At 32.8% G+C, this 25068-nt stretch carries 24 protein-coding genes and 1 tRNA gene; 14 read left to right on the top strand and 11 right to left on the bottom strand.

What is annotated here, in order from left to right; translation table 11 throughout:
* Positions 1-85 precede the first annotated feature (85 nt).
* Positions 86-1129 carry a glycerate kinase gene (locus FWJ34_RS01630; RefSeq protein ID WP_308253576.1) on the top strand — a complete coding sequence of 348 codons (1044 nt, stop codon included), beginning with the start codon at positions 86-88 and terminating at the stop codon, positions 1127-1129.
* 14 nt (positions 1130-1143) lie between these two features.
* Here the strand turns inward: FWJ34_RS01630 and FWJ34_RS01625 are convergent, their stop codons facing one another.
* From FWJ34_RS01625 to FWJ34_RS01605, 5 genes are all read right to left on the bottom strand, one after another.
* Positions 1144-1659 carry a C-type lectin domain-containing protein gene (locus FWJ34_RS01625; protein ID WP_308253574.1) on the bottom strand — a complete coding sequence of 172 codons (516 nt, stop codon included), beginning with the start codon at positions 1657-1659 and terminating at the stop codon, positions 1144-1146.
* Positions 1660-1671: 12 nt separating this feature from the next.
* Positions 1672-3852, bottom strand: coding sequence for a CHASE2 domain-containing serine/threonine-protein kinase (locus tag FWJ34_RS01620; protein WP_308253572.1), 2181 nt, complete (start codon positions 3850-3852; stop codon positions 1672-1674).
* A gap of 66 nt (positions 3853-3918) precedes the next feature.
* Positions 3919-4671, bottom strand: coding sequence for a DUF928 domain-containing protein (locus tag FWJ34_RS01615; RefSeq protein WP_308253571.1), 753 nt, complete (start codon positions 4669-4671; stop codon positions 3919-3921).
* Between the two features lie 87 nt (positions 4672-4758).
* The gene (locus FWJ34_RS01610) at positions 4759-5034 is read right to left on the bottom strand and encodes a hypothetical protein (RefSeq protein ID WP_308253570.1); all 276 of its coding nucleotides are present in this window, start codon (positions 5032-5034) and stop codon (positions 4759-4761) included.
* Positions 5035-5098: 64 nt separating this feature from the next.
* Positions 5099-5545, bottom strand: a complete 447-nt coding sequence (locus FWJ34_RS01605) for an SRPBCC family protein (RefSeq protein ID WP_308253569.1) — start codon at positions 5543-5545, stop codon at positions 5099-5101.
* Positions 5546-5712: 167 nt separating this feature from the next.
* Here FWJ34_RS01605 and FWJ34_RS01600 point away from each other — a divergent pair, with 167 nt between their 5' ends.
* The 7 genes from FWJ34_RS01600 (at position 5713) to FWJ34_RS01570 (ending at position 10785) form a co-directional block, all read left to right on the top strand.
* Complete coding sequence (locus FWJ34_RS01600; protein ID WP_308253568.1) at positions 5713-6051, top strand: DUF2605 domain-containing protein; 339 nt, start codon at positions 5713-5715, stop codon at positions 6049-6051.
* A gap of 222 nt (positions 6052-6273) precedes the next feature.
* Positions 6274-6609: a DUF2973 domain-containing protein gene (locus FWJ34_RS01595; RefSeq protein WP_308253567.1), complete on the top strand. Its 336-nt coding sequence runs from the start codon at positions 6274-6276 to the stop codon at positions 6607-6609.
* 50 nt (positions 6610-6659) lie between these two features.
* Positions 6660-7340, top strand: coding sequence for a deoxyribose-phosphate aldolase (gene deoC, locus FWJ34_RS01590; RefSeq protein WP_308253566.1), 681 nt, complete (start codon positions 6660-6662; stop codon positions 7338-7340).
* Positions 7341-7477: 137 nt separating this feature from the next.
* Positions 7478-8170, top strand: coding sequence for a DNA repair protein RecO (recO, locus tag FWJ34_RS01585; RefSeq protein WP_308253564.1), 693 nt, complete (start codon positions 7478-7480; stop codon positions 8168-8170).
* Between the two features lie 315 nt (positions 8171-8485).
* Positions 8486-9859 carry an MFS transporter gene (locus FWJ34_RS01580; RefSeq protein ID WP_308253563.1) on the top strand — a complete coding sequence of 458 codons (1374 nt, stop codon included), beginning with the start codon at positions 8486-8488 and terminating at the stop codon, positions 9857-9859.
* A 52-nt stretch (positions 9860-9911) separates the two neighbouring features.
* Entirely contained in the window at positions 9912-10382 is a 471-nt protein-coding gene (locus tag FWJ34_RS01575) for a DUF4168 domain-containing protein (protein WP_308253562.1), read from the top strand.
* 103 nt (positions 10383-10485) lie between these two features.
* A complete protein-coding gene (locus tag FWJ34_RS01570) occupies positions 10486-10785 on the top strand; it encodes a 4a-hydroxytetrahydrobiopterin dehydratase (protein ID WP_308253561.1) in 300 nt (99 codons plus the stop codon).
* 101 nt (positions 10786-10886) lie between these two features.
* Here the strand turns inward: FWJ34_RS01570 and FWJ34_RS01565 are convergent, their stop codons facing one another.
* The 6 genes from FWJ34_RS01565 to FWJ34_RS01540 all read right to left on the bottom strand — a co-directional run bounded on the left by FWJ34_RS01565 (position 10887) and on the right by FWJ34_RS01540 (position 17102).
* Positions 10887-11465 (bottom strand): hypothetical protein, encoded by a 579-nt coding sequence (locus FWJ34_RS01565; protein ID WP_308253560.1) that lies wholly within the window; start codon positions 11463-11465, stop codon positions 10887-10889.
* Between the two features lie 92 nt (positions 11466-11557).
* Complete coding sequence (locus FWJ34_RS01560; RefSeq protein WP_308253559.1) at positions 11558-12772, bottom strand: type II secretion system F family protein; 1215 nt, start codon at positions 12770-12772, stop codon at positions 11558-11560.
* Positions 12773-12919: 147 nt separating this feature from the next.
* Positions 12920-14038 (bottom strand): type IV pilus twitching motility protein PilT, encoded by a 1119-nt coding sequence (locus FWJ34_RS01555; RefSeq protein WP_308253557.1) that lies wholly within the window; start codon positions 14036-14038, stop codon positions 12920-12922.
* A gap of 164 nt (positions 14039-14202) precedes the next feature.
* On the bottom strand, positions 14203-15204 hold the full coding sequence (locus tag FWJ34_RS01550) for a sirohydrochlorin chelatase (protein ID WP_308253556.1): 1002 nt from the start codon (positions 15202-15204) through the stop codon (positions 14203-14205).
* 267 nt (positions 15205-15471) lie between these two features.
* Entirely contained in the window at positions 15472-16245 is a 774-nt protein-coding gene (locus FWJ34_RS01545) for an ABC transporter ATP-binding protein (RefSeq protein WP_308253555.1), read from the bottom strand.
* 56 nt (positions 16246-16301) lie between these two features.
* A complete protein-coding gene (locus FWJ34_RS01540; RefSeq protein WP_308253588.1) occupies positions 16302-17102 on the bottom strand; it encodes an ABC transporter permease in 801 nt (266 codons plus the stop codon).
* 284 nt (positions 17103-17386) lie between these two features.
* Between FWJ34_RS01540 and gmd the strand changes: the two genes are divergently transcribed.
* From gmd to ilvN, 6 genes are all read left to right on the top strand, one after another.
* The gene (gene gmd, locus FWJ34_RS01535; protein WP_308253554.1) at positions 17387-18451 is read left to right on the top strand and encodes a GDP-mannose 4,6-dehydratase; all 1065 of its coding nucleotides are present in this window, start codon (positions 17387-17389) and stop codon (positions 18449-18451) included.
* 98 nt (positions 18452-18549) lie between these two features.
* Entirely contained in the window at positions 18550-19491 is a 942-nt protein-coding gene (locus tag FWJ34_RS01530) for a GDP-L-fucose synthase (RefSeq protein WP_308253553.1), read from the top strand.
* 284 nt (positions 19492-19775) lie between these two features.
* A complete protein-coding gene (locus FWJ34_RS01525) occupies positions 19776-22982 on the top strand; it encodes a valine--tRNA ligase (RefSeq protein ID WP_308253552.1) in 3207 nt (1068 codons plus the stop codon).
* Between the two features lie 152 nt (positions 22983-23134).
* The gene (locus tag FWJ34_RS01520; protein WP_308253551.1) at positions 23135-23578 is read left to right on the top strand and encodes a hypothetical protein; all 444 of its coding nucleotides are present in this window, start codon (positions 23135-23137) and stop codon (positions 23576-23578) included.
* Between the two features lie 77 nt (positions 23579-23655).
* A tRNA-Thr gene (locus FWJ34_RS01515) sits at positions 23656-23728 on the top strand.
* A gap of 786 nt (positions 23729-24514) precedes the next feature.
* Entirely contained in the window at positions 24515-25033 is a 519-nt protein-coding gene (gene ilvN / locus FWJ34_RS01510; protein ID WP_308253549.1) for an acetolactate synthase small subunit, read from the top strand.
* Positions 25034-25068: the final 35 nt, after the last annotated feature.

The following is a 25068-nucleotide window of genomic DNA, read 5'->3' as shown; positions in this document are numbered from 1 at the left end:
TTTAATAGCTTTTTGATTCCCAAACGTTTACCTCTTCTCTACCTCCCATAGTTAACTTAGATGCGTATGGAGTTTATCAATATCAATGAATCAATTAGAAATTATTAATACCCTATTAAAATTTATTGATAATAATCAATTATCATCATCACAGTTAAAACTCTTACAAGATGATGACGGTAATCATCAATATCCTTTTAAGTCTCAAAATAATCATAAATTTTTACAACAAAAACTTGACATTTTACCTTTGGTTTACCCCAAATTGAACTTATTATTCCATGGGCTAACTTTGACGAATGATTACAACAATATCAATAACATTTGGTATTTTTGGCTTCCTTTAGCTTTAGAATTGGCAGACAAAAAAAAGCAACAAAATCATCCTTTAACTGTAGGTATTTTAGGCGGACAAGGTACAGGAAAAACAACTTTAACCAAAATATTATCTGTGTTATGGCAATCTCTAAATCTATTTAGCATTGGCATTTCTCTTGACGATTTCTATAAAACCTACCAAGAAAGACAAAAATTACTCACCTTTGATTCTCGTTTAATTTGGCGAGGTCCTCCTGGTACTCATGATGTAGAATTAGGTATCAAGGTTTTAGAGCAACTTCATCAAGCAAATTATCCTGTTGATATTCCTCGTTTTGATAAATCTCTTTATAATGGTTCAGGCGATCGCATAATACCAGAAAAAGTAACCAAAGCGGATATTATCATTTTTGAAGGTTGGTTTCTGGGAGTGCAACCGGTGTCGGAAAAAGCCTTTATCAATGCGCCTTATCCCATTGTGACGGTGGAAGACAAAAAATTTGCCCTTGACTGTAACGAAAGATTAAAAGAGTATCTACCCCTATGGCAAAAACTAGACTATCTAATGATATTTAATCCTGAAAATTATCAATTTAGTTTACAGTGGCGAAAAAAAGCCGAGCATAAAATGATAAATCAGGGTAAAACAGGTATGAGTGATGAAGAAATTAAAAAATTTGTCCATTATTTTTGGAAAGCCTTACATCCACAAATTTATATTAAACCTCTTCTCAAAAATCACAACTTAACAGACTTAGTGGTTAATCTTAATCATAATCATTTGATTACCAAAATAGATCGCCTTAGATAAACTCTGAGAATCCGTTAAGGTAAAATTGGCAAGGTAATTTCCACTATAGCTTTTAGTTTAACATGAATAGGTGCATCACTCCAAGTACCCACAGGACGATTAAAAGGATTAGCAAAACCATTTAAAACTCCGTAGTCTTCCCCTCCTTGCTTTGGATTGTCATTCGGCTCATCTTTTGCCCAATTATAGTAATCTGATTTTTCCCCACTAACCCAAATAAATTCTCCTTCATTTTCTTGATCATTCAGGCCAATCCAAAGAAAATTAGTGTCAGATTTTACGAAAGTATCCACTAACCATTGATTCTCTTTTTCATCATTAATAGTAACTAAATTACCACCCATTTTTTTTGCTAAATTTTGAGCATCTTGCCACGACATTTCAGGAGTTAAAACGTATTGATGTTGATTTTTTCGGTTAGTTATTTTAATCATATCTTCACAAAAACCACTATTTTTATAACTCAAGGAGAGAAAAGTTGTTAGAAAGCCCAGTAAAATTTTTTGAGGAAAATGATTTTTATTGATCATAATTTTAAATTTCTAATTTTTATCTTTTATCTGTTTGAATTGTTTTATTTTCATTTTTAATTTTCGTAAATCTTTCATTACTTGTTGTGCATTTTCGTAGCGATCGCCAAAGTGATAACGAGTCATTTTGTGAATTATTTTAGCAGTAATCAGACTAACATATTTTTCACTATCCCAAATAATGTCACCAGTTTTTGAATCTTTAGGTAATTTGGTAGGTAAAATACCTGTTAAACAATGAATAGCAACCATTCCTGTAGCGTAAATATCACTAGCCATAACGGGTTGCCCCGCTAATTGCTCAGGAGCGGCATATACTTCATTCCCAATAATTACAGTCTTTTGTTGAGTTGTCGGATTACGAGAAATTTGTTTAACAGCCCCAAAATCGATTAAAACTAGAGAATTATCGGATTGACGACGAATAATATTATCAAGTTTAATATCCCGATGAATCAAGTTATAATCTTGGATAAACATTAAAATATTCATCATTTCCTCAAGGAAAGTTAAAATTTCTTTTTCGCTATATCTCTTTTTTTCCCTTAATTCTGTTATCAGAGTTTTACCTTCAATATATTCTTGAATTAAGAAAAACTCGTCATTTTCTTCAATATAAGCCAGAAGATGGGGTATTTGCTCATGTTTACCCACTGTTTCTAAAATTTTTGCTTCAGTTTTAAATAATCGTTGTACAATAGCTAAAAATTTCGGTTCTCTCGAAGAAGGAGTTAAACGCTTAACTACACAATAAGGCTTTCCTGGACGTTGTAAATCTCTTGATAAATAAGTACTACCAAAAGTTCCTTTTCCTAACGCCTTAACTATTTCATAACGATTGACAAGAATTGAACCTTTTTCATAATTGATTGTAGAAGGATTATTTATTTGAGATTGTGTTTCTAAAAGCATTTTTAACATGGCAATGGATTTTTCTTGCTCTGCTACTTGCTTTTGAATGCTTAATTGCTCTTGTTTTCCCTGATAAGCGTTATAACCTAATACAAAAACTGCACCCCCTACAAAGGCAACTATCGGGGTAATAATAGGAATCCATCCTCCCCAAAAAAAGAAAATTATCCCACTACCCAAAATAATGACTATAGCAATAATTTGTGCTGTCACCATGATGAAAGGGCGAGAGATAAAAATAACAGAAACACCCCCTAATAAGCCCCAAAAATAAATCCAAGCAATTTCTTGCCCTTCACTCCAATTCCAAATTAATCTTTCCCCGTCTATAGCAGAAGAAAGAATTTGACTTACCATCTGGGCGTGTAGAGTTACTCCCGGCATTAAAGTAACATCTTCAGTTTGATAACTAAAAGGGGTGGAAAAAACATCTTTTAAACTAGGGGCAGAAACACCTAATAAAATAACTTTATCTTTAATTAATTCAGGGCTAACTTTTCCTTGTAAAACTTCATTTAAAGTAACTGTGGGGGTAGGATTATTTCCTCGTCGATAATCTAGCATAATTTGATAACCACTAGCATCGATATTTTGATATGCCCCCATATTTTTTTCAATGGGTTTGAGGGTAGTTTTACCTAATTTTAACCAACCATCTTCATTAATTTCTGGTTCAATACCTTCACGGATGAGATAATTTAAACTTAGCTGTAATCCTAAAGAATAAGAAGTTGGGCATCTAGTTTCTTGTGATTCAACATAAAACAAATTTCGACGTACAACACCATCTTTATCGATAACAATATCAGCAAAACCTACTAAATCAATAGGTAAACTTGGAGGTGGGGCAACGGCTGGTTGATTTGTTGATTCTAGTTTACAGACTACCGAAATGCGATCACTATCTGTAAAAAGACGAGCTAATTTGTCTGAACCCGGAGCTACAGGTAAATCACGATATAAGTCAATACCTATCCCACGAGGATTATTTTCAAGGAGAATAGTTAATGCTTTTGCTAAAGTTGCATCAGCAAGAGGCCATTTTCCTTCAGTTTGAATATCATCTTCTGTAATTAAAACTGTCAATAAACGGGAATCAGGAGGTGCATTAGCATTTAATTTGACTAACCAATCATAAGCACCTAAATCAAAAGATTCAAACCAACCTAATTGTTTAAATGTGACAGTTAAAGTACTAGCAATAACTGAAGCCACAACAATGGAAAAACTACTTTTTCGCCACGAAGAGTTATTTAACCATTGAAAAAAAGATTTAAACATTAGTATATTTATGTTTGTAGTAAATTTTAAAGCCCTTTATTATCTCCAAAATATGCAATAATTCTCTTAATTAATGATAACCACTTCAGACAAAATATCACTATCGGCAACATTATTTAAGCCAACAGATTTTAACAATTCCGTCCATTCTACCTGAATATCCTTATCTTCAGGATTTTCTAAGCGTAATATAGCTAGTTGCTCTAAGGTATCATACCAAATTCCCGCTTCCGCTAAAACGTTTAAATTTGCCCAAGTTTCTTTTGTCGAGACATCTTCTTTTAAAGATACTTTTTCCAACCAACCAAAAGTTCTATATTTTGAAGCTACGATTGGATTATTGTCTTTAAAATTAAGTTTTACTTCCCATTTATACAGTTTGTTGGTTTCCAAATTAAGAGTTTTTGGTAATTTAATTCTCAAAATTCCTGTTTTTTCAGGTAATTTAAACTCACTACTGTATAATTCTTTCCCACTTTCATTGCTAATTTTGACACTGCCACTAATAGCCTCATTTTTAGAAATATAAACAAAAATAGTGGGAGATTCACTGTTGGTTAAAGCTATTTTTTCTGACGGAATAATTGCAACAACAGGTTTGGTTAGGGATCTTGTAGCACCGCCAATTCTCGCATTTGGTACTCCTCGATCTGGTAATTTGAACTTTAAGCGAGGTTTTTGATTTTGAGCAATAATCGGGGAAGTTAATTTATTTTCAGGGTAATTAAGATCATCGGCTTTAACTTGTTGACCGAAAGAGAATATAAAATAAATGGAAACTAAACAAACAATAGAAGGAGATAGTATTAATTTTAACATTGGTTTTCTCTTTAATTTTTTTCTTGTTATAGTAAACCGAATAGACTTGAATTGACATTTTTTAATAAAAGTTATGTCAGCATATTTCTATTTGTTTGAATTTTCCACTTCTTTAATAATTTTATCTGTTTTTTTGTTATTGTATTTGTCGTTTTTGATTATATCTTTATTAAATGATCCCACTAAAATTCCATTAATTGTGTTACGAGTATTGGCACTTAAATCACTTAACGGAGATGGTAAAAAGCGATCGCCACAGGCTATAAAAATGATTATATAAATAGGAGATAATTTTATTAGCATAGAACCTATTTTTCCCATTAAGCCCGTAAAACCATTGAAAACTTTAATATTCAAAATCATGATCTTCCACCCTAATTATTTTGCTTATTTTGATTTACTTCTATTGTTTAATTTAACAAAAAAATCAAGATTTCATCTGTAGTTGAGTCACATAATTTTTAAATCTATATAAATCAGCTTGAATAGTCGATTCGACAATTTGGCCTAAAAATAAATTATCCATTAATTGACCTAATATACCCGGTATTGCATAGGCGATTGTTAATTTTACTATACTACTTTGATGGCGATCATAAAAACGTACAGCCCCACGATTGGGTAAACCATCCACCGATTCCCATTGAATAATTTGATGTTTTTCTAATTTAAGGATGCGAGATAACCAAGTAAATTCAAAACCACCACTAGCCAACTTCCAACGGGACAAATCTGGATCAGCTGCTAAAATTTTCACAGAATCAATCCATTTCATCCAACGAGGCATTTGTTCTAAATCTGACCATAAATTCCAGACCAAGTCTATAGGGGCATCGACTTCTACTTGTACACTATGTTCTAACCATTTACTCATTAGAGAATCTTTTAACTCGAATTTTAAGATTATCTGATCATAACAATTAACAATTATGAATTAGCAACTATATATAAAGAAAAAACTATAGCTGAGAAAAATGTAAATAATTGTAAAGTTAGTTAAGATAATAACTAGAATATTAAAATAACTAAAAAAATATCAAAATGTATCCATCTCAGCCCACAGAAAAACAACTTTTAAAACAAGTACTAGAGCCTTTATTACAAGACTTTGAATATTGGTTTTCTCGATCCCATTCTTTGTTAGAATCAGAAAGGATGTCTTTTTTATCCCTAGAGGAACAAACAAATTTACTAGAAAAAATTGAAGAAGCTCATCAGGAAGTTAAAACAGCCATTATGCTTTTTAATGTCACCGATGGTCAAGCAGGAATTGATACTAACCTAGTAATGTATTGGCATCAATTAGTCTCTCAATGTTGGGCTATCACTCGACAATGGCGCATAATTAATGAACAATTAACCATAGATGATGGACATTAATCATAATTAGGAAAATTAGGAATTAAGCCCTTACTAAGAACCAATTACAATATTTTAGGAGAACTCTGGTTAATAATCAGAAAAGTCAATAGCCATAGTAAATAATTAATAATTATCAATCGGTAATCACTTATTCCTTAGTTTCCATTACTCATCTTTTGATATTTTCTGTCTGTTATCTTTTTTTTTAAACTCAGTTTATTACCGTTTTTGGAGGCTCAAATGCTACATTTAGTTTATATTTTGGCTTTTACTGTTATCGCTTTTTTTGCTATCAGTAATTTAATTCGTAGTTTAATTACTATTAGCGGTGAATCTCAGCGCGGTTCATGGACAGATACACCCCGCTCTATCAGAACACAAAATGGTGCTATGCGATCGCCCTATCAAAGCAATTATCGCCCTACTCACCCTGAATTATTTGATAATCAAGGTAATCCCATTAACGAACCTTTATTAGTAATTAGATCAGTATCTGTAGAAGATGCTCGTCAAAAATTGGATTCTATCTATGAGTCTTCTCCAAGTCAAACTAGATCTACTGAAGAAGATGCTTAAATCAAATTTTTCCTTTTCTACCTTTTTAATAAGAGGTTTTTAATCATAAAATGGTAATTTCAGTTACAGATATTGATATAGCCCATTATATAGATCAAGCGATGCTCCATCCGATGGCAACACAAAAAGATGTTGAGCTATGTTGTCATCAAGCTATTCAATATAATTTTCCGGCAGTGTGTGTTTATCCTAGTGCCGTTAAACAAGCATCACAATTATTACATAATCAAAAAACTAACGTTGCTACTGTTATCGGTTTTCCCACTGGTGCAAATACAAGCAATTGTAAACTTTATGAAGCTCAAGAAGCCTTAGAAAATGGTGCATCAGACCTTGATGTAGTGATAAACTTAGGTTGGTTAAAGGAGGGCAAATCAGAGTTAATTTATCAAGAAATAGCCTCTATTTGTGAGGAAACAGGGTTAATCGTCAAAGTCATTTTAGAAACTTCTCTGTTAAACAATACGGAAAAACGTCTTGCCGCCGAAATTTGTATGGATGCAGGAGCTAGTTTTTTGAAAACCTCTACGGGATGGTTTGGTGGTGCTACTGTTGAAGATGTTAAGTTTTTACATAATATTACTAAAGGGCAAGTCCAAATCAAAGCCTCTGGAGGTATTAAACATTTAGAACAAGCGATCGCCTTAATTAATGCTGGAGCGACTCGACTCGGCACATCTCAAGGAGTAGAGTTAGTTAAACAACAATCAGTAATGGTGAATGACAATTAGAATTGAGAATTGAGAATTGAGAATTGAGAATTGAGAATTCAGAGAATGAAGAAATTTGAACATCGTTGCCCAAATAATCAGCACCTACTGCTTATATAAGATTTAATTGCTACTAATTACCAATTAGTTATTTTCCTATGAGTAAAACTTATAATATCAAAGGAATTATTGTTCAAAAACAAGGTTTCGGTGAAAATGACTTATTAATCACTCTCCTTTCTCCTGAAAATGGATTAATAAAAGCCATAGCCCCTAATGCTAGAAAATATCAATCTACTTTAAGAGGAAAAACGGAATTATTTGTTGTCAATAACTTTTTAATCATCAAAGGAAGAAATCTTGATCGTATTTCCCAAGTTGATACTGAAAAAACTTACCATAAATTAAGTCAAAGTTTAGGTAAATTAACCGTAAGTCAGTATTTAGCGGAATTAGTCTTAAATTTAGCGATAACACAACAACCTCAACCAGAATTATATACTGTTTTTAATGAACATTTAAAGCGTATCGAACAATTATCCCCGAAAGAGAATCTATATCCTTATATTGCCCAAGCAGTTTTTCATTTTTTGGCGATCGCCGGTATTGCTCCTAATATGTATAATTGTCTGAAAACTCAACAACCGATAACACCCAATTTTGAACAACAGGGATGGAAAGTGGGATTTAGTTTTAAAGCTGGTGGTTTACTCAAAACTCTTAATACTGGTAAAATTAATCATGACCATGACTCAATGATCATCAATAGTCAACTGAATGCTTTGGAGTTAGCCTTATTCCAAAGTTTAGCCCATAAAGTATTATTACCTATTAGTGATATTTACACTTGAATTTTTGAGATTTCGTTCTTAATAATTGGTGTATTTCAGTTGTAATGACACTTAAGAAATATATTGAGATTTATTTAGGCTATGCGCTAAAATCAGCAAAGGTTATTAATGATATTTTAGTGGTATTTTAAGGTAAGGAATAAATTATTTTTTTGGGGAATAATCAAAGTTCAAAAATTTAGTTTAATCTATAATAAACAGATAAATAATTTATCAGGCAATTTAAAATTAAATTAAAATCATAAAAAAATACTAAATTACTAAAATAAGATTAATTTATGCTCAATAATTAAAACTAAATAAAAATGACGAAAAATGCAAGTATCAGACACTAAAAAGGAAGAAAAATCTTCTTTACCATCTTTAAAAATCAAAGATATAGAATCATCTATTAGTCAAGAAAAATCTAGCACAGGATTTATGAACGTATTAATAAATAAAAGTTTTTTAATACTCTGGCTAGGACAAATTTTTTCTCAATTAGCAGATAAGATTTATCTAGTTTTAATTATTGCTATTATTAGTAACAATTTTCAAGCTGAAGGTCAGAGTATTAGCGGTTGGGTATCATTGGTAATGATTGCCTTTACTATTCCTGCTGTATTATTTGGATCACTAGCAGGAGTATATGTTGATCGTTGGTCAAAAAAAGTAGTTTTAGTTATGTCAAATTTACTGAGGGGATTATTAGTTTTAATGATTCCTTTTTGCTTATCAATAGATAATATAAATCAAGAAATTTTTTCATTACCTTTTGCATTTTGGTTAATATTATTTATTACCTTATCAGTATCAACATTTACACAATTTTTTGCTCCAGCAGAACAAGCAACCATCCCTTTAATAGTCAAAAAACAAGATTTATTAGCCGCTAACACATTTTATACCACAACCATGATGGGAATGTTAATTATCGGTTTTGCGATTGGCGATCCTTTGTTAGTATTAGTAAGTAATTGGGGTAAAAAATTTAGCTTTAATTATGGACAAGAATTATTAGTGGGCGCTTCCTATGTTTTAGCCGGATTAATTTTAATTATTTTAAATACTCAAGAAAAAAATCAAGATAAACAAACAGAAGAAAAACATCCTTTTGAAGACATCAAAGAAGGATTACGCTATTTAGGTAAAAATCATCGAGTGCGCAACGCTTTATTTCAATTAGTAATTTTATTTTCCATTTTTGCCGCCTTAGCTGTGTTAGCAGTAAGATTAGCAGAGACAATTCCGGGAATGGAAGCCTCTCAATTTGGCTATCTTCTTGCCTCTGCCGGAGTAGGTATTGCTATTGGTGGCACATTTGTGACTCATCAAGGAAGAATGACCTCTCATGCTAAACTTTGTTTTTGGGGCTCCATTGGTATGGCTGGGGCATTAACCGGTTTATCTGTGGTAACTAATAACCTCGTTTTAGCCTTAACCATGACGGTTATTTTAGGATTTTTTGCCGCCTTAGTGGGTGTGCCGATGCAGACAACCATTCAAGCAGAAACACCTCCAGAGATGCGTGGAAAAGTCTTCGGATTACAAAACAACGCCGTTAATATTGCCTTATCTTTACCTTTAGCCTTAGCAGGAGTCGCCGAGACTTATTTCGGTTTAAGGATAGTTTTAATAACTTTAGCATTGTTAGCCGTAGGAGGTAGTGCTTTAACTTCTGTTATTACTGCTAAACCAGGAACTAATTAACAGTAAAATTATTCATATTATATTGTTCCCTATTGTTATTCTTAATTAAACTATGTTAGTAAATAAATATAACTTTAATTCTTTAAAAACTGGTTATCATCTTCTTATTTTAATAACTTTAACTACCAGTGCTATGGCATTAGGTATCATTCCTGAAATTAATTGGCAAAGCAAAACTATCAATATTAGTAATCAAGCTGTGGCTCAAACTCCCACAGATGAAGATTTAAGAAAATATGCTCAAGCCGCTATAGAAATTGAAAATTTAAGAAAAACAACTTTTAGTAATATTGAAAGTATTGTCGGTAAATCTAAACCTAATCAATTAAATTGTTATCAAGAAGACAGTTTAAATCAACTACAAGGTAACGCTCGTACTATGGCAGTAAATTATTGTGAACAATCAGAAGCTATCGTCAAAAAATATGGATTAACCAACACTCAATTTAATCAAATTACCCAACAAGTTAAACAAAATCCAGCTTTAAAACAAAAGTTACAAGGAATTATCGGACAAATGTAATAAATAAAAAGTAATAAGTAATAAACTACTTAGATAAAATGTTGATAGGATATGTTTAATAAATTGAACTAAAATAGCTATTTATATTGCTCAACAATCATTTATGATCAAAAATATGGTTTTAAACGAATTAGAAATCAGACAACAACTAGCTAATTTCCCCGATTGGATTACTAGCGGACAAACTATTAGTAAAACTTATAAATTTAAAGACTTTATTCAAGCAGTTGAATTTATTAATCGTTTAGTTACTCCCTCAGAAAAAGCAGGGCATCATCCCGACATTGAAATAAATTATAATAAAGTAACTATTCATTTAAGTACCCATGATGCGGGAGGAGTTACTCAAAAAGACTTTGATTTAGCCACAGAAATTGTCACCATTGCCGATAGTTTTTTTTAGAGTATCTTAAATTACTGACGTTAAGTTTAAAGTTTGTAATTTTATAGATAAATATTGATCAACAAAATTACTTTAATTATCTTCAATTTAGGTAATATCAATTAAATTACTTTTGATAATGAATATAAACTTTGATCCTTAGTAATTTCTTCTTGAATATACTCAATATAAGGCAAAGAAGCCCCTGATAAACCTTTTTTGATTCTTTCGGTGGTTTGAGGAAAGGTAATAAATAAGGGGTATATTTCTTCAGCTAAATCACTATACATATGATCTTCTGTATGAGGCATAATCCATTCATATTCTTTATGAAGATAAATTTGTGATTGTCGCCAACGTCGAAGTAAATCGGAAAAATCTTCTTGAGGGCGATGAATAAAAATCAGTATTTCAACTCCCATTTTTATTTTCCATTCAGGATCGCACATTAATACAGCTACATCACAAGGAATAGGAGTAATTTCATCTAAACACTCTTGATTAAGGTTATCACCAGAGACTATCCTTAAATTCCTCACCTTCGCTAGGGGTAAAGGAATTGCAATAACACTCTCACTAGCTCGTCTCATGCTAGGAATCATTGCTAAATATTGACGATATTGACCTAATAGAGAGACAATACGCTCTCGATTACTATAATCGGCTAATACCATTTCGTAATCTGATTGTTTGATAGTCATATTTTATTTCAATTTATTAAACGATGATTTTTAGCTTTGAAATTCATTTCAAACTGGTTAAATATTGCTAATTCCTCATTCCTCATTCTTTCTTATCCGAGTTTCTCGAAAATTTTGAACATAGGTAAGTACATAGATAATAATATAGTTCCCACCATCCCCGCAATACCTACCATCATCAAAGGCTCAATGACGCTAGTTAAGGCTTTCACTGCTTGTTCTACTTCATCTTCATAAAAGTCTGCTACTTTCATCATCATTGAATCTAATTCCCCTGTTTCTTCCCCAATCATCATCATTTGTATCGCCATAGCTGGAAATACTTTTTTCTCAGCGATCGCCACACTAAGCATCCCCCCTTCTAAAATAGCATCTTTAGCTGCTCCGACGGCGTTAGAAATTACTTTATTAGAGATAGTTTCTTGGACAATATCTAAACATTGAAGAATAGGAACACCAGAACGGGTTAAAGTACCAAATACACGACAAAAACGAGCTACAGAATTTTTTTCGTTTAAATCACCAAAAATAGGCATTTTTAAAGCTAAATGATCTATTTGCAATCTTCCTGCAGGGGTTTTATAATATTGTTTAAAAGCAAAAAAAGAACCCCAAACCACAAAAATAGGAATAATCACTTTCGGACTTCTTAAAAAACCACTTAAATTAAGCATAAATTGAGTTAACGCTGGTAATTCAGCACCAATACTCTTAAAAATTCCCGCAAAAACTGGAATTAAGAAAATAGTCATCCCCAAAAAAGCCAAGACAGCAAAAATACCTACTGTTACAGGATAAGCCAAAGCAGATTTGACTTGATTTTGTAACCTTGCCACATCTTCTAAAAGTTTAGCAAGACGATTCATGACTTCATCTAAAACCCCCCCTGTTTCTCCAGCTTCCACCATAGAAACATAGAGTTGATCAAAACAATCAGGATGTTTAGCCATGGCTTCTGAAAGATTTGTACCTTGTTGTACGTCTTCACTAATCGTCATTAAGGCTTTTTTAAATTTAGGATTGCCGGATTGTTCAGCTAATACGCTTAAGGTTCTGATAATCGCTACCCCCGCATTAACTAACACAGCAAATTGACGGGAAAAAATCGCTTTATCCTTCACCGTCACTTTACTCATGGCCGCTTCAATACTAGCCATGTCAAATTCCATACCAGCTTTTTTGATTTTACCAATGGTGGTAAATCGTTTTTTCAGAATTCTTCTAGCTTCATCTTGAGACTCAGCAACTACTCTTTCATTAAGTATGTTACCTGCTTTATCTTTAACTTGAACAATAAAAGTAGCCATAATTTTAATTAAAACAATAAATTATTAACCATGAGAAATAAAATGCACTATTAATTTTGCTTATTTAGTAATGGGCTGTATTGATCCTTTTTGTCTATGGCTTATTATTTTCCCTCACCTATCACTGACAAAAAAGCGTCTTAATCGTTATCTTTTTTTCGTAGCAGTTGTTACACTATTCGTATCCATTCCACTACCAGCTACTAAACGTTTTAATTCATCTGGTTTACTACTTTTAGCTAATCCTTCCTCAAAACTAATAGTTCCCGTTTTTACATATCCGGCTAAGGCTTGTTCCATTGTTTGCATCCCTAATTTACCTCCTGTTTGAATGGCAGAATAAATTTGAGGTGCTTTTGCTTCCCGAATTAAGTTGGCGATCGCTGGAGTAATAATCATAATTTCTTGAGCCATAGCCCGTCCAAATTCTCCTGGTTTAGGGTTTTTCTTTTTGGCTAAAGTTTGAGCAAATACCGCTAATAAAGAGTTAGATAACATCGCCCGAATTTGAGCTTGTTCGGCGGCTGGAAAAACGTCAATAATACGATCAATTGTTCCGGCGGCAGAACTAGTGTGAAGAGTCCCAAAGACGAGGTGTCCTGTTTCTGCAGCACTAATTGCCAGAGAGATAGTTTCTAAATCTCGCATCTCACCTACCAGAATAATATCAGGATCTTCTCGCAAAGCTGCTTTTAGAGCATTACCGAAACTTTTAGTATCTTCTCCTTTTTGTCTTTGATGAAATAAGCTATTTATATTGGGAAAAACATACTCAATAGGATCTTCTACTGTTAAAATATGTTCAGCCCGAGTGCGGTTAATGAGATCCAACATCGCCGCTAAGGTTGTAGTTTTACCTGAACCTGTTTGTCCTGTTACCAAAATTAAACCTCTGGGGCGATCGGTCATTTCCTTGACAATATCAGGTAAACCCAATTGATCAAAGTTAGGAATTTTAGAAGATAAAGCCCGTAAACAAGCGGCATAACAACCTCTTTCCTTATAGACATTTACCCGAAATCGAGCTAAACCTTTAACTCCATAAGAACAATCCAACTCCCATTCTTGTTCAAGAGTTTTTCGTTGAGTATTATTTAACATACTAAAAATTAGTTTTTGAGCCTCTTGGGGAGTCAAAGGATCATCACCAATGGGAGTAAGTTTACCACTAATACGGAAATAAACAGGAGCTCCTGCTTGAATGTGCATATCTGAGCCTCCTAATTCTACCAACTGCTCCATCAAATCTTCGATCATTAATTCCATAATTCTATTCTCCGGAATGTAAAACCTCTTTTCAATATAACTCAATATTTTAATGAAAAAGTATTTTGATTACCGAAATGAACTGGAAAAATCTCTAATTTATTAATGAAGGAAATATTTTGTTACAAAAATTTATCTAATTATCACCTATTAACTATTCCCGATTAAGGAGTTTGCCAGATACGTTGATGATAAGCCATCGGTTGTGCTAAAGGATCGTTATCATGGTTATGATGATGAGAATGATCATGGCTATGATTATGTTCATGATGGTGATGATCGTCATTTTGTAAAGTATTTAGACGAAATTTACACATTTCACAATTCATCTTTACTTCCCCTAGTTGAGTTTCAATTTCTCTTTCCCTAATTAACTGTAATAATTCAGGTTGAATGCCCATTTCAGGTAAACAAATAATATTAATTTCAGGATATAATTTTTGATGTTCAGCAGAAATATAGTATATTTTCTTCATTAAAGCACCCATAAATAAGAAGTAAGGCAGAACAATAATTCTTTTGGGTTGATATAACAAAGCACGACGGAATCCTTCTTCTAAACGAGGATGAGAAATACCAATAAAACAAGTTTCAACCGTATTATAACCGCTACCTTCCCACAAAATACGAGCTAGTTTATACACATCACCGTTAGCATCAGGATCACTTGATCCTCTACCCACAAATAATAACACAGTATCTTGACGAGAAATATTATGAAGGTTATATTGGGGTTGATCTAATTGTGTAAGGCGTTTTTGCCAAAGTTCCATAATACTAGGATTAATGCCGAAATGTCGTCCATAATAAAATTGTAACTGAGGATATTTAAGCCGTGTGCGATCTAATTCATTGGTAACATCAAATTTATTATGACGGGCGGCAAATAAGAGGATAGGCAACGCCGAAATATCACTATAACCTTGATTTATACAGTCCTCAACACCTTCAGCGATAGTTGGTGCAGTTAATTCTAAAAAACAAGGAATTACAGGGCGAGATCGATCTAATTGTTGATAAGTATTAACAAAATCCATAAATACTTGACGACCATCATCATCTCTTGTACCATGACCAATCATTAGTAAGGGACGTTGTAATGGTAAAGGCTTTAGGGTAATTTTTTGAGAATTTAAGGATATTTTTTCAATGGGAAAAGTTTGCATTAAATTTTGGGGATGAATAGCGATAATCTTTAGCTTAATTATACCGATCCCCTGAAACTAAGGTAAATGCTAAACAGGGGGATAAGTAATTAATAATAATTAACAATGAATATATATCACTAAGCTGCTTTCCATCTAAGTTAAGGAATGAGGCTAGGAAAGAGCGGATTTGGAAAGAGTGCAACAGATAAACGTTTGAGTCAAGGCAAGGGGTTTAAACCCCCTGTGAGGAATTAATAAAAACGGTAAGTTAAATGCTTCGAGTGCTTATAAAGCAGAAGGAGGGCGAATATATTCTTTGACACCTACTGAATCTAAATAGAGTTTTATCGCCTCTTGAGTATTTCCATGATAGGCAATTTCTCCATGATTTAACCAAATACAGCGATCGCATAAATCTTTAACATATTCTAAACTATGGGAAACAAATAATATGGTACTACTTTGCTCCCATAAACTTTGAATGCGCTCTCGTGATTTATGGGTAAATTTAGCGTCACCAACAGATAAAACCTCATCAAGAATAAGAATATCTGGCTTTACATCTGTAGCGACAGAGAAACCTAAACGAGCTTTCATACCTGAAGATAAAGCTTTTACTGGTACTTCTCCATATTCTTCTAATTCGGCAAATTCAAGAATTTCATTGGTACGAGTTTTCATTTCTTCTTTAGAATAACCTAATAACACACCATATAAAATGATGTTATCTTTGACTGACATTTCCATATTAAAACCGGCACCTAATTCGATTAAAGGAGCAATATTTCCCCGTACTCTTACTGTGCCAAAAGTTGGATCTAAAATACCACAAATAACTTTGAGTAAAGTAGATTTTCCTGCACCATTTGAACCAATAATGCCAATTTTTTCACCACTTTTTACCACAAAATTAACATCTTTTAAAACTTGTTTTTTTGCTGGTTTAATATATTTTCCTTGTAAAAAAGAGATGACTGTTCTTTTAAGATCATAAGAAAATTCTTCTTGAGTTCTACGCCATAAAGAAACATTATTTAGTCTAATAACTTCTTGATCCATTGTGATATTAAATAAGAATAAATGTCATAAATAATTGAGCCGAGAAATAAATTTATTTAAAGTAAATCCATAAAAGATGATTGTACTTTACGAAAAAATAAGCATCCTAAAGTTAAAATAACTATGCCACTTAAAAAGCCTTTCATCAAGTGACTAAATTCTGGAAAAGTACCATCTAAACTTATTTGTCTCAGACTTTCAATTATTGGTACTAAAGGATTGAGATATAAAAAAGGTTGGACTCTTGCTGGTACAATTTCAGAAGGATAAAATACTGGACTGGTAATCCACACAATAAAGGTAGCTATTTCATAAAAGTAACCTAAATCTCTAAAAAAAACAAATAAAGCACTTAAAAATAAGCCAATTCCAGTACAGACTAAAACTAAAGCACTAAAAGGTAATAATAATGAAAATACAAATAGAATATTATGAGTTTTAATTAATGTAACAATAATTAATAATGGCAATGATCCCACTATAAATTGAAAAATATTAGCCGCAATCATTGAAAGAGGAAAAACTGGTAAAGGTAACTTAATTTTATTTAATAAATCACCATTAATAACGATACTGCTTAATGCTTGAGTTGTAGCTGAATTATAAAAATTAATTACTAATAAACCAGTAAAAGCTGCAAACATATAATTAATGATAGAATCACCAAAATAAGAAGCAAATGTTGTGCCAAAAATAACTGTATATAAAGTAGTCATAATAATGGGATTTAATAATGACCAATATACTCCTAAAAAAGAACCACGATAACGAGTATTGAGATTTTGTGGTACTAAAACAGAAAGTAATTGCCAATAACGTTCAATATCATTACTAAAAGGCAATTTCTCCCACATCATTAAGGTTTTTTTCCTAGTTAAAATCATAAATATTAAAAATAATAATCAACTATTAGTTATTTGATAAATTTATTGTATCTTAGAGTTAGCAGTTTTTCTTGTTAGCAGTTATCTTCCCTTTAAAGGATAATTGAAATAAGTTACTATAAAATCGATCACTTTGAAAGTACAATTAAACTTGATCATTTTTTCGATGTTGAAAATAAGTTTAGATCATATAAACTTAACCAAAGTATAAATCTATGATTCCATAGAAATACAAATAAAAATTGATTTAAGAAAGAATGACTAATCATAAAAAAGCTCTTATTACTGGTGTTACAGGACAAGATGGTTCTTATTTGAGCGAACTATTATTAGATAAAGGATACGAGGTTCATGGTATTATCAGACGAACTTCTACTTTTAATACTGATCGCATAGATCATATATACCAAGATCCCCATCAAGAAGATGCGAAATTTTTTCTTCATTATGGTGACTTAACTGACGGTACTACTCTACGCCGTATTTTAGAAGAAACACAACCTGATGAAGTCTATAACTTAGGAGCACAATCTCACGTTAGAGTAAGTTTTGATGCTCCTGAATTTACTGTTGACAGTGTCGCAATGGGTACACTTAGACTACTAGAAGCGATAAGAGATTATCAACAAAGAACTTCCGCTAATATACGCTATTATCAAGCCGGATCATCAGAAATGTTCGGAAAAGTGCTAGAAATTCCTCAAAAAGAATCTACTCCTTTTTATCCCCGTAGTCCTTATGCTTGTGGTAAAGTATATGCACACTGGCAAACCATTAATCACCGTGAATCATATAACCTATTTGCTTGTAACGGTATCTTATTCAATCATGAAAGTCCTCGTCGTGGTGAAACTTTCGTAACTAGAAAAATTACTAGAGCTATAGCTCGTATTGTGACTGGACAACAAAATAAACTATACTTAGGTAACATTGACTCGAAAAGAGACTGGGGTTATGCAAAAGATTATGTTGTTGCCATGTGGTTAATGCTGCAACAAGATCAACCGGATGATTATGTGGTAGCCACAGGAGAAACCCATTCTGTCAGGGAATTTTTAGATTTAGCTTTTTCTCACGTTAACCTTAACTGGGAAGATTATGTTGCCTTTGATGAGCGTTATTTGCGCCCTACTGAGGTAGATTTATTAATAGGGAATCCGACAAAAGCTAAAGAAAAGTTAGGTTGGCAACCCAGCGTTACATTCCCTGAGTTAGTAAACTTAATGGTAGATGCGGATTTAGAAGCCTTAGGCATCACTAATGGACACAAAGTTAAGGATATAGCTTATATTCGTAAAAGTATGCTACACAATGTTAATTAGGAATTAGGAATTAGGAGTTAAACAATCAATAAATTTCCCTAATCTTTTCCTCTCATTACTTATTACTCATTACTCATTACTACTTATTACCCATTATCATGTTAGATTTAAGTACAAAAAAAATTCTTGTAACTGGTGGTGCTGGTTTTTTAGGTAAGCAAGTTGTCGCTGAATTAATTAAAGCCGGTGCAAATCCTGATAAAATCACTATACCTCGATCAAAAGATTCTGACTTAACCGTCTGGGAAAATTGTCAAAAAGTCCTAGCGAATCAAGATGTAATCATCCATTTAGCGGCTCATGTTGGCGGAATTGGTTTAAATCGAGAAAAACCTGCAGAATTATTTTATGATAACGTGATAATGGGTGTTCAGTTAATTCATGCCGCTTATCAAGCAGGGGTTGAAAAATTTACCTGTGTTGGTACAATCTGTGCTTATCCTAAGTTTACTCCTGTGCCTTTCAAAGAAGAAGATTTATGGAATGGTTATCCTGAAGAAACTAATGCACCTTATGGTATCGCTAAAAAAGCCTTATTGGTACAATTACAATCCTATCGCCATCAATACCAGTTTAACGGTATTTATCTTTTACCAGTAAATTTGTACGGTCCAGAAGATAATTTTGATCCTCGTAGCTCTCATGTAATTCCTGCTTTAATCCGCAAAGTTCATGAAGCACAACAAAGAGGGGATAAAACTCTTTCTGTCTGGGGAGATGGTAGCCCAACCCGTGAGTTTTTATACTCCAATGATGCAGCTAGAGGTATTGTAATGGGTACGCAACTTTATAATAGTTCAGATCCGATTAATTTAGGTACTAATTTTGAAATTGCTATCAAGGATTTAACGCAATTAATCTGTGAATTGATGGGATTTGAAGGAGAGTTAGTCTGGGAAACGGATAAACCAAATGGGCAACCTCGCCGTTGTTTAGATACTTCTAAAGCTAAAGAAACTTTCGGTTTCACTGCAAATATTGACTTAAGGCAAGGTTTGAAAAATACCATCGAATGGTATCGAAATAATAGCGAAAATTAACCTCAGTCTGATCTAAAATTTTCGGAGAATTTAGGGTATCCAGTAGAGAAGATTGATAAATACAATCGCACTCTTTATTACCTAAATGCGATCGCACCCAATAATATTTTATTTTTGCTAAACCCTTGATAACAATAGGTTTAAATCCATTGCTTATATACAATTAATTTTGCCTAAGTACTTAACAACTTTTAATGATAATAGTTAAGTTGATAATTGAAAGGGAATCAAAGATAATGAAAAGACACAAATATAAAAATGTCTATAATATTCAGATTCTCAATATGACTAATTCTAACCCTATATTACCGCCGAACTATGATGCACAGACTACCGAAGCTAAATGGCAGGAATTTTGGCGATCGCAAGAAACCTTTAAAGCCAACGCAGAAAAAGAGGGAGAGGCTTACGCTATAGTAATTCCACCACCTAATGTCACGGGGAAGTTGCACATGGGACACGCTTTTAATACATCTTTAATAGATACTTTAATTCGTTACCATCGCATGACGGGGAAAAATACTCTCTGTCTTCCGGGTACAGATCATGCTAGTATTGCGGTACAGACGATTATTGAAAAACAACTTAAAGAAGAAGGTAAAACTCGTTACGACTTAGGGAGAGAGAAATTTTTAGAAAAAGCATGGCAATGGCGCACAGAATCAGGAGATGCTATTGTTAATCAACTGCAAAAATTAGGTTTATCCGCAGACTGGAGTCGAGAAAGATTCACCCTCGATGACGATTTATGCGATGCGGTAAAAACTGCATTCATAAAACTCTATGAAGAAGGTTTAATTTATAGAGGAAATTATATGGTAAATTGGTGTCCTGAATCTCAATCTGCTGTATCCGATTTAGAAGTAGAAAATAAAGAAGTTGACGGGAATTTATGGCATTTTCGTTACCCCTTAGCACAAGGAGATGAATATGTAGAAGTTGCCACGACACGCCCGGAAACTATGTTAGGTGATACTGCCGTTGCGGTTAACCCTAATGATACCCGTTATCAGCATCTTATCGGCAAAACTCTTATATTACCCATTACCTTTCGAGAAATTCCCATTATCGCCGATGAATTTGTCGATCCTGCTTTTGGGACTGGATGTGTTAAAGTTACACCAGCGCATGATCCTAATGATTTTCAAATGGGTAAGCGTCATAATCTGCCTTTGATCAACATTTTAAATAAAGACGGTACTATTAACGAAAATGGTGGGGAATTTGAAGGGCAAGATCGATTTGAAGCCCGAAAAAATATCCTTAACCGTCTTAAAGAAGAACAATTTTTAGTCAAAGTAGAAGCCTATCGTCACAGTGTACCCTATAGCGATCGAGGAAAAGTACCCGTTGAACCTCTTATTTCTACCCAATGGTATGTAAAAATTGAACCTCTAGCCCAAAAAGCCTTACAAGAATTAGAAGATAACAACTCCCCTCATTTTGTACCTGAAAGATGGCAAAAAGTCTATCGAGATTGGTTACTAAAAATTCAAGATTGGTGTATCTCTCGTCAACTTTGGTGGGGGCATCAAATTCCTGCGTGGTATATTGTGAGTAAAACTAACGGTGAAATTACCGATGAGACTCCTTTTATTGTAGCATTTGATGAAAGCGAAGCGAGGGACAAAGCCTTAGCAGAATACGGAGAAGATATAATTATAGCTCAAGATCCAGATGTACTTGATACATGGTTTTCATCTGGTTTATGGCCTTTTTCGACAATGGGATGGCCTAATAATACAGAAGATTTAGATAAGTATTTCCCGAATACGACATTAGTTACGGGATTTGATATTATTTTCTTTTGGGTAGCTCGAATGACGATGATGTCAGGACACTTTACCGATAAAATGCCTTTTAAGGATGTTTATATTCATGGTTTGGTAAGGGATGAAAACGGTAAAAAAATGTCAAAATCAGCTAATAATGGCATTGATCCTTTATTATTAACGGATAAATACGGGACAGATGCCCTAAGATATACCTTAATTCGAGAAGTGGCGGGAGCGGGGCAAGATATTAGTTTACAATATAATCGTGAAACCGATGAATCAGATTCAGTGGAAGCCAGTCGTAATTTTGCCAATAAGTTATGGAATGCTGCCCGTTTCGTCTTGATGAATTTAGATGGTAAAACACCCCAACAATTAGGTTATCCTAACTTACAAAATGTGGAATTTAGCGATCGCTGGATACTATCAAGATTTAATCAAGTTGTCAAGGAAACCAGAGAAAATATTGAGCATTATGGCTTAGGAGAAGCGGCAAAAGGATTATATGAATTTATTTGGGGTGACTTTTGCGATTGGTATATAGAATTAGTTAAAACTCGTTTATGGCAATCTCCTCCCACCCCCCTTAATAAGGGAGAAGAAGGAGTAGATTCCCGTCAAGTAGCACAACAAACCTTAGCTTATGTATTGGAAGGGATACTAAAACTTTTACATCCTTTCATGCCTCATATCACCGAAGAAATTTGGCACACTTTAACTCAAAATGAAAAGGATAGTTTAGCTTTGCAATCTTTTCCTCAAGTTGACGAATTAATCAACTTATTCCCTCAGCAAAGTCCAAAAGAAGTATCAACAATTTCAATAAACCAAAGGGATGAAGGTACAATTATAAAACTAGGGAATCAAGTAGTAGGTTTGCTAGATCAATTACCACATCAGGTTAGTTCATTTATAAAAAAATATCAACAACCCTTTATTCTTTTAGCGATAATTTTAATAACTTTTCTGATTTTGGAGTTAGTTTCTTCTGTTATCAACGTTATTCATGATTTTCTTTTATTAGCACCCTTGTTAAAATTAGTGGGATTATTCTACAGTTTATGGTTTACTTATCAAAACTTGGTATTTGCCGAAGCTAGAGAGAAGACGTTAGAAAGATTAAATGTCTTAAAACAAGAAATTTTTGGATCTTCTGTAAATAATATTATAGACTTGGAATTTACTGTACCTATTCCTCAAGTTAACATAACACCATTAACAACCCTCATCAATAAAGATTTAGAAACCAGTTTTAGCTTATTATTTCAGACAATTCGGGCGATTCGTAACCTTCGTGGGGAAGCAGAAATTAAACCCGGGGTTAAGGTAAATGTGATTTTACAGTCTGATAGTAAAAAAGAAAGGGAGATTTTAAGTCAAACTCAAACTTATATTAAAGAGTTAGCAAAAGTTGAGAATCTCACGATTACTGAAGGTTTAACGGAAGAAGTATCAAAAGCGATCGCCTCAGTTGTTAATACCATTCAAATATTAATACCTTTAGAGGGAGTAATTGATATTGAAAAATTAACGACAAAACTAGATAAAAAACTAGATAAAATTGAAGGGGAGATACAATCCTTAGAAAGAAGGTTAAATAATCCCAATTTCGTTAATAAAGCACCTAAAGAGATCATCGAAACAGTACAAAATGGCTTAAATGAAAGTAAAATTCAAAGGGAAATTTTGCAAAAACGCATCGACTTATTAAAATAATGAATAATGAATAATAAGTAATGAGTATTAATTATATAATAGGTGTCTTGTGCCATAATTCTTTATTCCTCATTTTTAACAAAGAGTTAAAACTTCTTGCTAACTTCTCATTCCTAATTTCTCATTCCTAATTTCTCATTCCTAATTGTTAAATGCTATATCTTGCTCAAGTTATTAAAAATATTGTATCCGGGAAATTAGAATTACATTTACTAGCAGTAGAAGAATCTAAATTACAATGGACATTTTGTAACGAAAAATTTTTATCTTTAAATGGGCAAGAAAGTTTTGCATTGGGATTATTATTGTTAGTAGAATTAGATAGTCATGACCAAATTATTCGTTGTCGAGATGCAAAAGATTGGATTTTAGACTTAATTAGAGAATTCTTAGTAGAAGGACATTCTAATCATAATATCAATATACCTGAAGAACAAGCCAGAATTGAAAAATGGAGGCAAGAGTTAACATCTCAAAGTCAAGATTTAACTCGTTTGCGTCTTGAAATTGAAATTAGGCGGGAAGAGTTACAAGAATTAGAGCAAAATTTGCACCTTGAAAGGGAAAAACTTAAATCAATGACTGATAATAAATGAGGAATGACAGGGAAATACTTATTTTACCATTATCAATTATTTCTCATTTGTGTTATCATAGTTTCCTAGATAAAATTGCTACCTTAGCTCAAATGGCAGAGCAATTCATTCGTAATGAATAGGTTACGAGTTCGACTCTCGTAGGTAGCTTATACTCTAAACCTTATATTTATAAGTACTTATCCCTCTTGAAGTGCAGAGAAAAAAAAATCATTATTTCTTTATAATCAATTTTTAGACCAAATTTAGATCAATTACATTAAGAAGATTATAAATGTTTACTGGATAATTATAGTCATTTGACTTAAACTTGAGACACTTTATTAAGCTAAAACCTCCATTTAATAAGGCTAACAGATTTTGATATTGTTTCATTCTTAAGTTAATCAACTATAATTATTATGGCGTTGCTGAATTAAGGTATGATTTTCTGATAAAGCTGAAACAAAAGCTAAAGTATTTAAAGTAACTTCTATGTTTTTAATCATTTTGACTTAAAAAATCTTCTCTAATCTCATTAATAGCTTTCTCGATATTTAACCGCTATCTTTTTAAGTTACATAAAAACTGTATTAGTTTTTAATGGCGATCGCCGTAACCAAGCATGAAAGGCAATCAACACAGATATAGTTTTGTTTCCCTTATCGATTAATTGCATTTTTGCAGATATGACATTCCATAATCTTACACTACAGAATCAAAATTTATCTTCAAAATATTTTAATTTATAGCTCGATTCACCAATGCCCACCAATGCCGAATTTAGAAATTGAGCATCGTTACCCATTACCCAAGGAATTGAGAATCAGGAATTACTACAGACTTAATTAATGTTTTATTTTTTGTCTTTTGCTTTTTGATACAATGGTAAGTTAAATTAAAAACTTAACTAAAGAAAATTAATTATTTTTAACGAATCGAAAATCTAAAATATTAATGAAGCACACTATTTCTGTATTAGTAGAAGATGAAGCGGGGGTTTTGACGAGAATTGCTGGATTATTTGCCCGTAGAGGTTTTAATATTGAAAGTTTAGCCGTAGGACCTGCCGAACAAGTTGGTATTTCAAGAATTACAATGGTTGTACCCGGAGATGATGATACCATTGAACAGCTAACAAAACAATTACACAAATTAATTAATGTTATTAAAGTTACTGATATTACAAAAATTCCCTGTGTAGAAAGAGAATTAATGTTAGTAAAAGTCAGTACTAATACAAATACTAGGGGAGAAGCCTTACAAATTGCACAAATTTTTAGAGCTAGAGTAGTGGATATGTCCGATGATAGTTTAACCTTTGAGGTAGTAGGAGATCCAGGTAAAATGGTAGCAATTATCTCCATGTTAAACAAATTTGGCATTAAAGAAATTGCCCGTACTGGAAAAATAGCTTTAGTGCGAGAATCGGGAGTTAATACGGAGTATTTAAAATCTTTAGAGGCAAAAGTCTAATCCGACAATCACGAATGGAGAATGGAGAATTAATA

It is taken from the genome of Geminocystis sp. GBBB08, assembly GCF_016743215.1.
In the GTDB taxonomy this organism is placed as follows: Bacteria; Cyanobacteriota; Cyanobacteriia; order Cyanobacteriales; family Cyanobacteriaceae; genus Geminocystis.
Note: the sequence above shows the minus strand (reverse complement) of the source record. Positions and strands in the feature narration are given on the sequence as shown.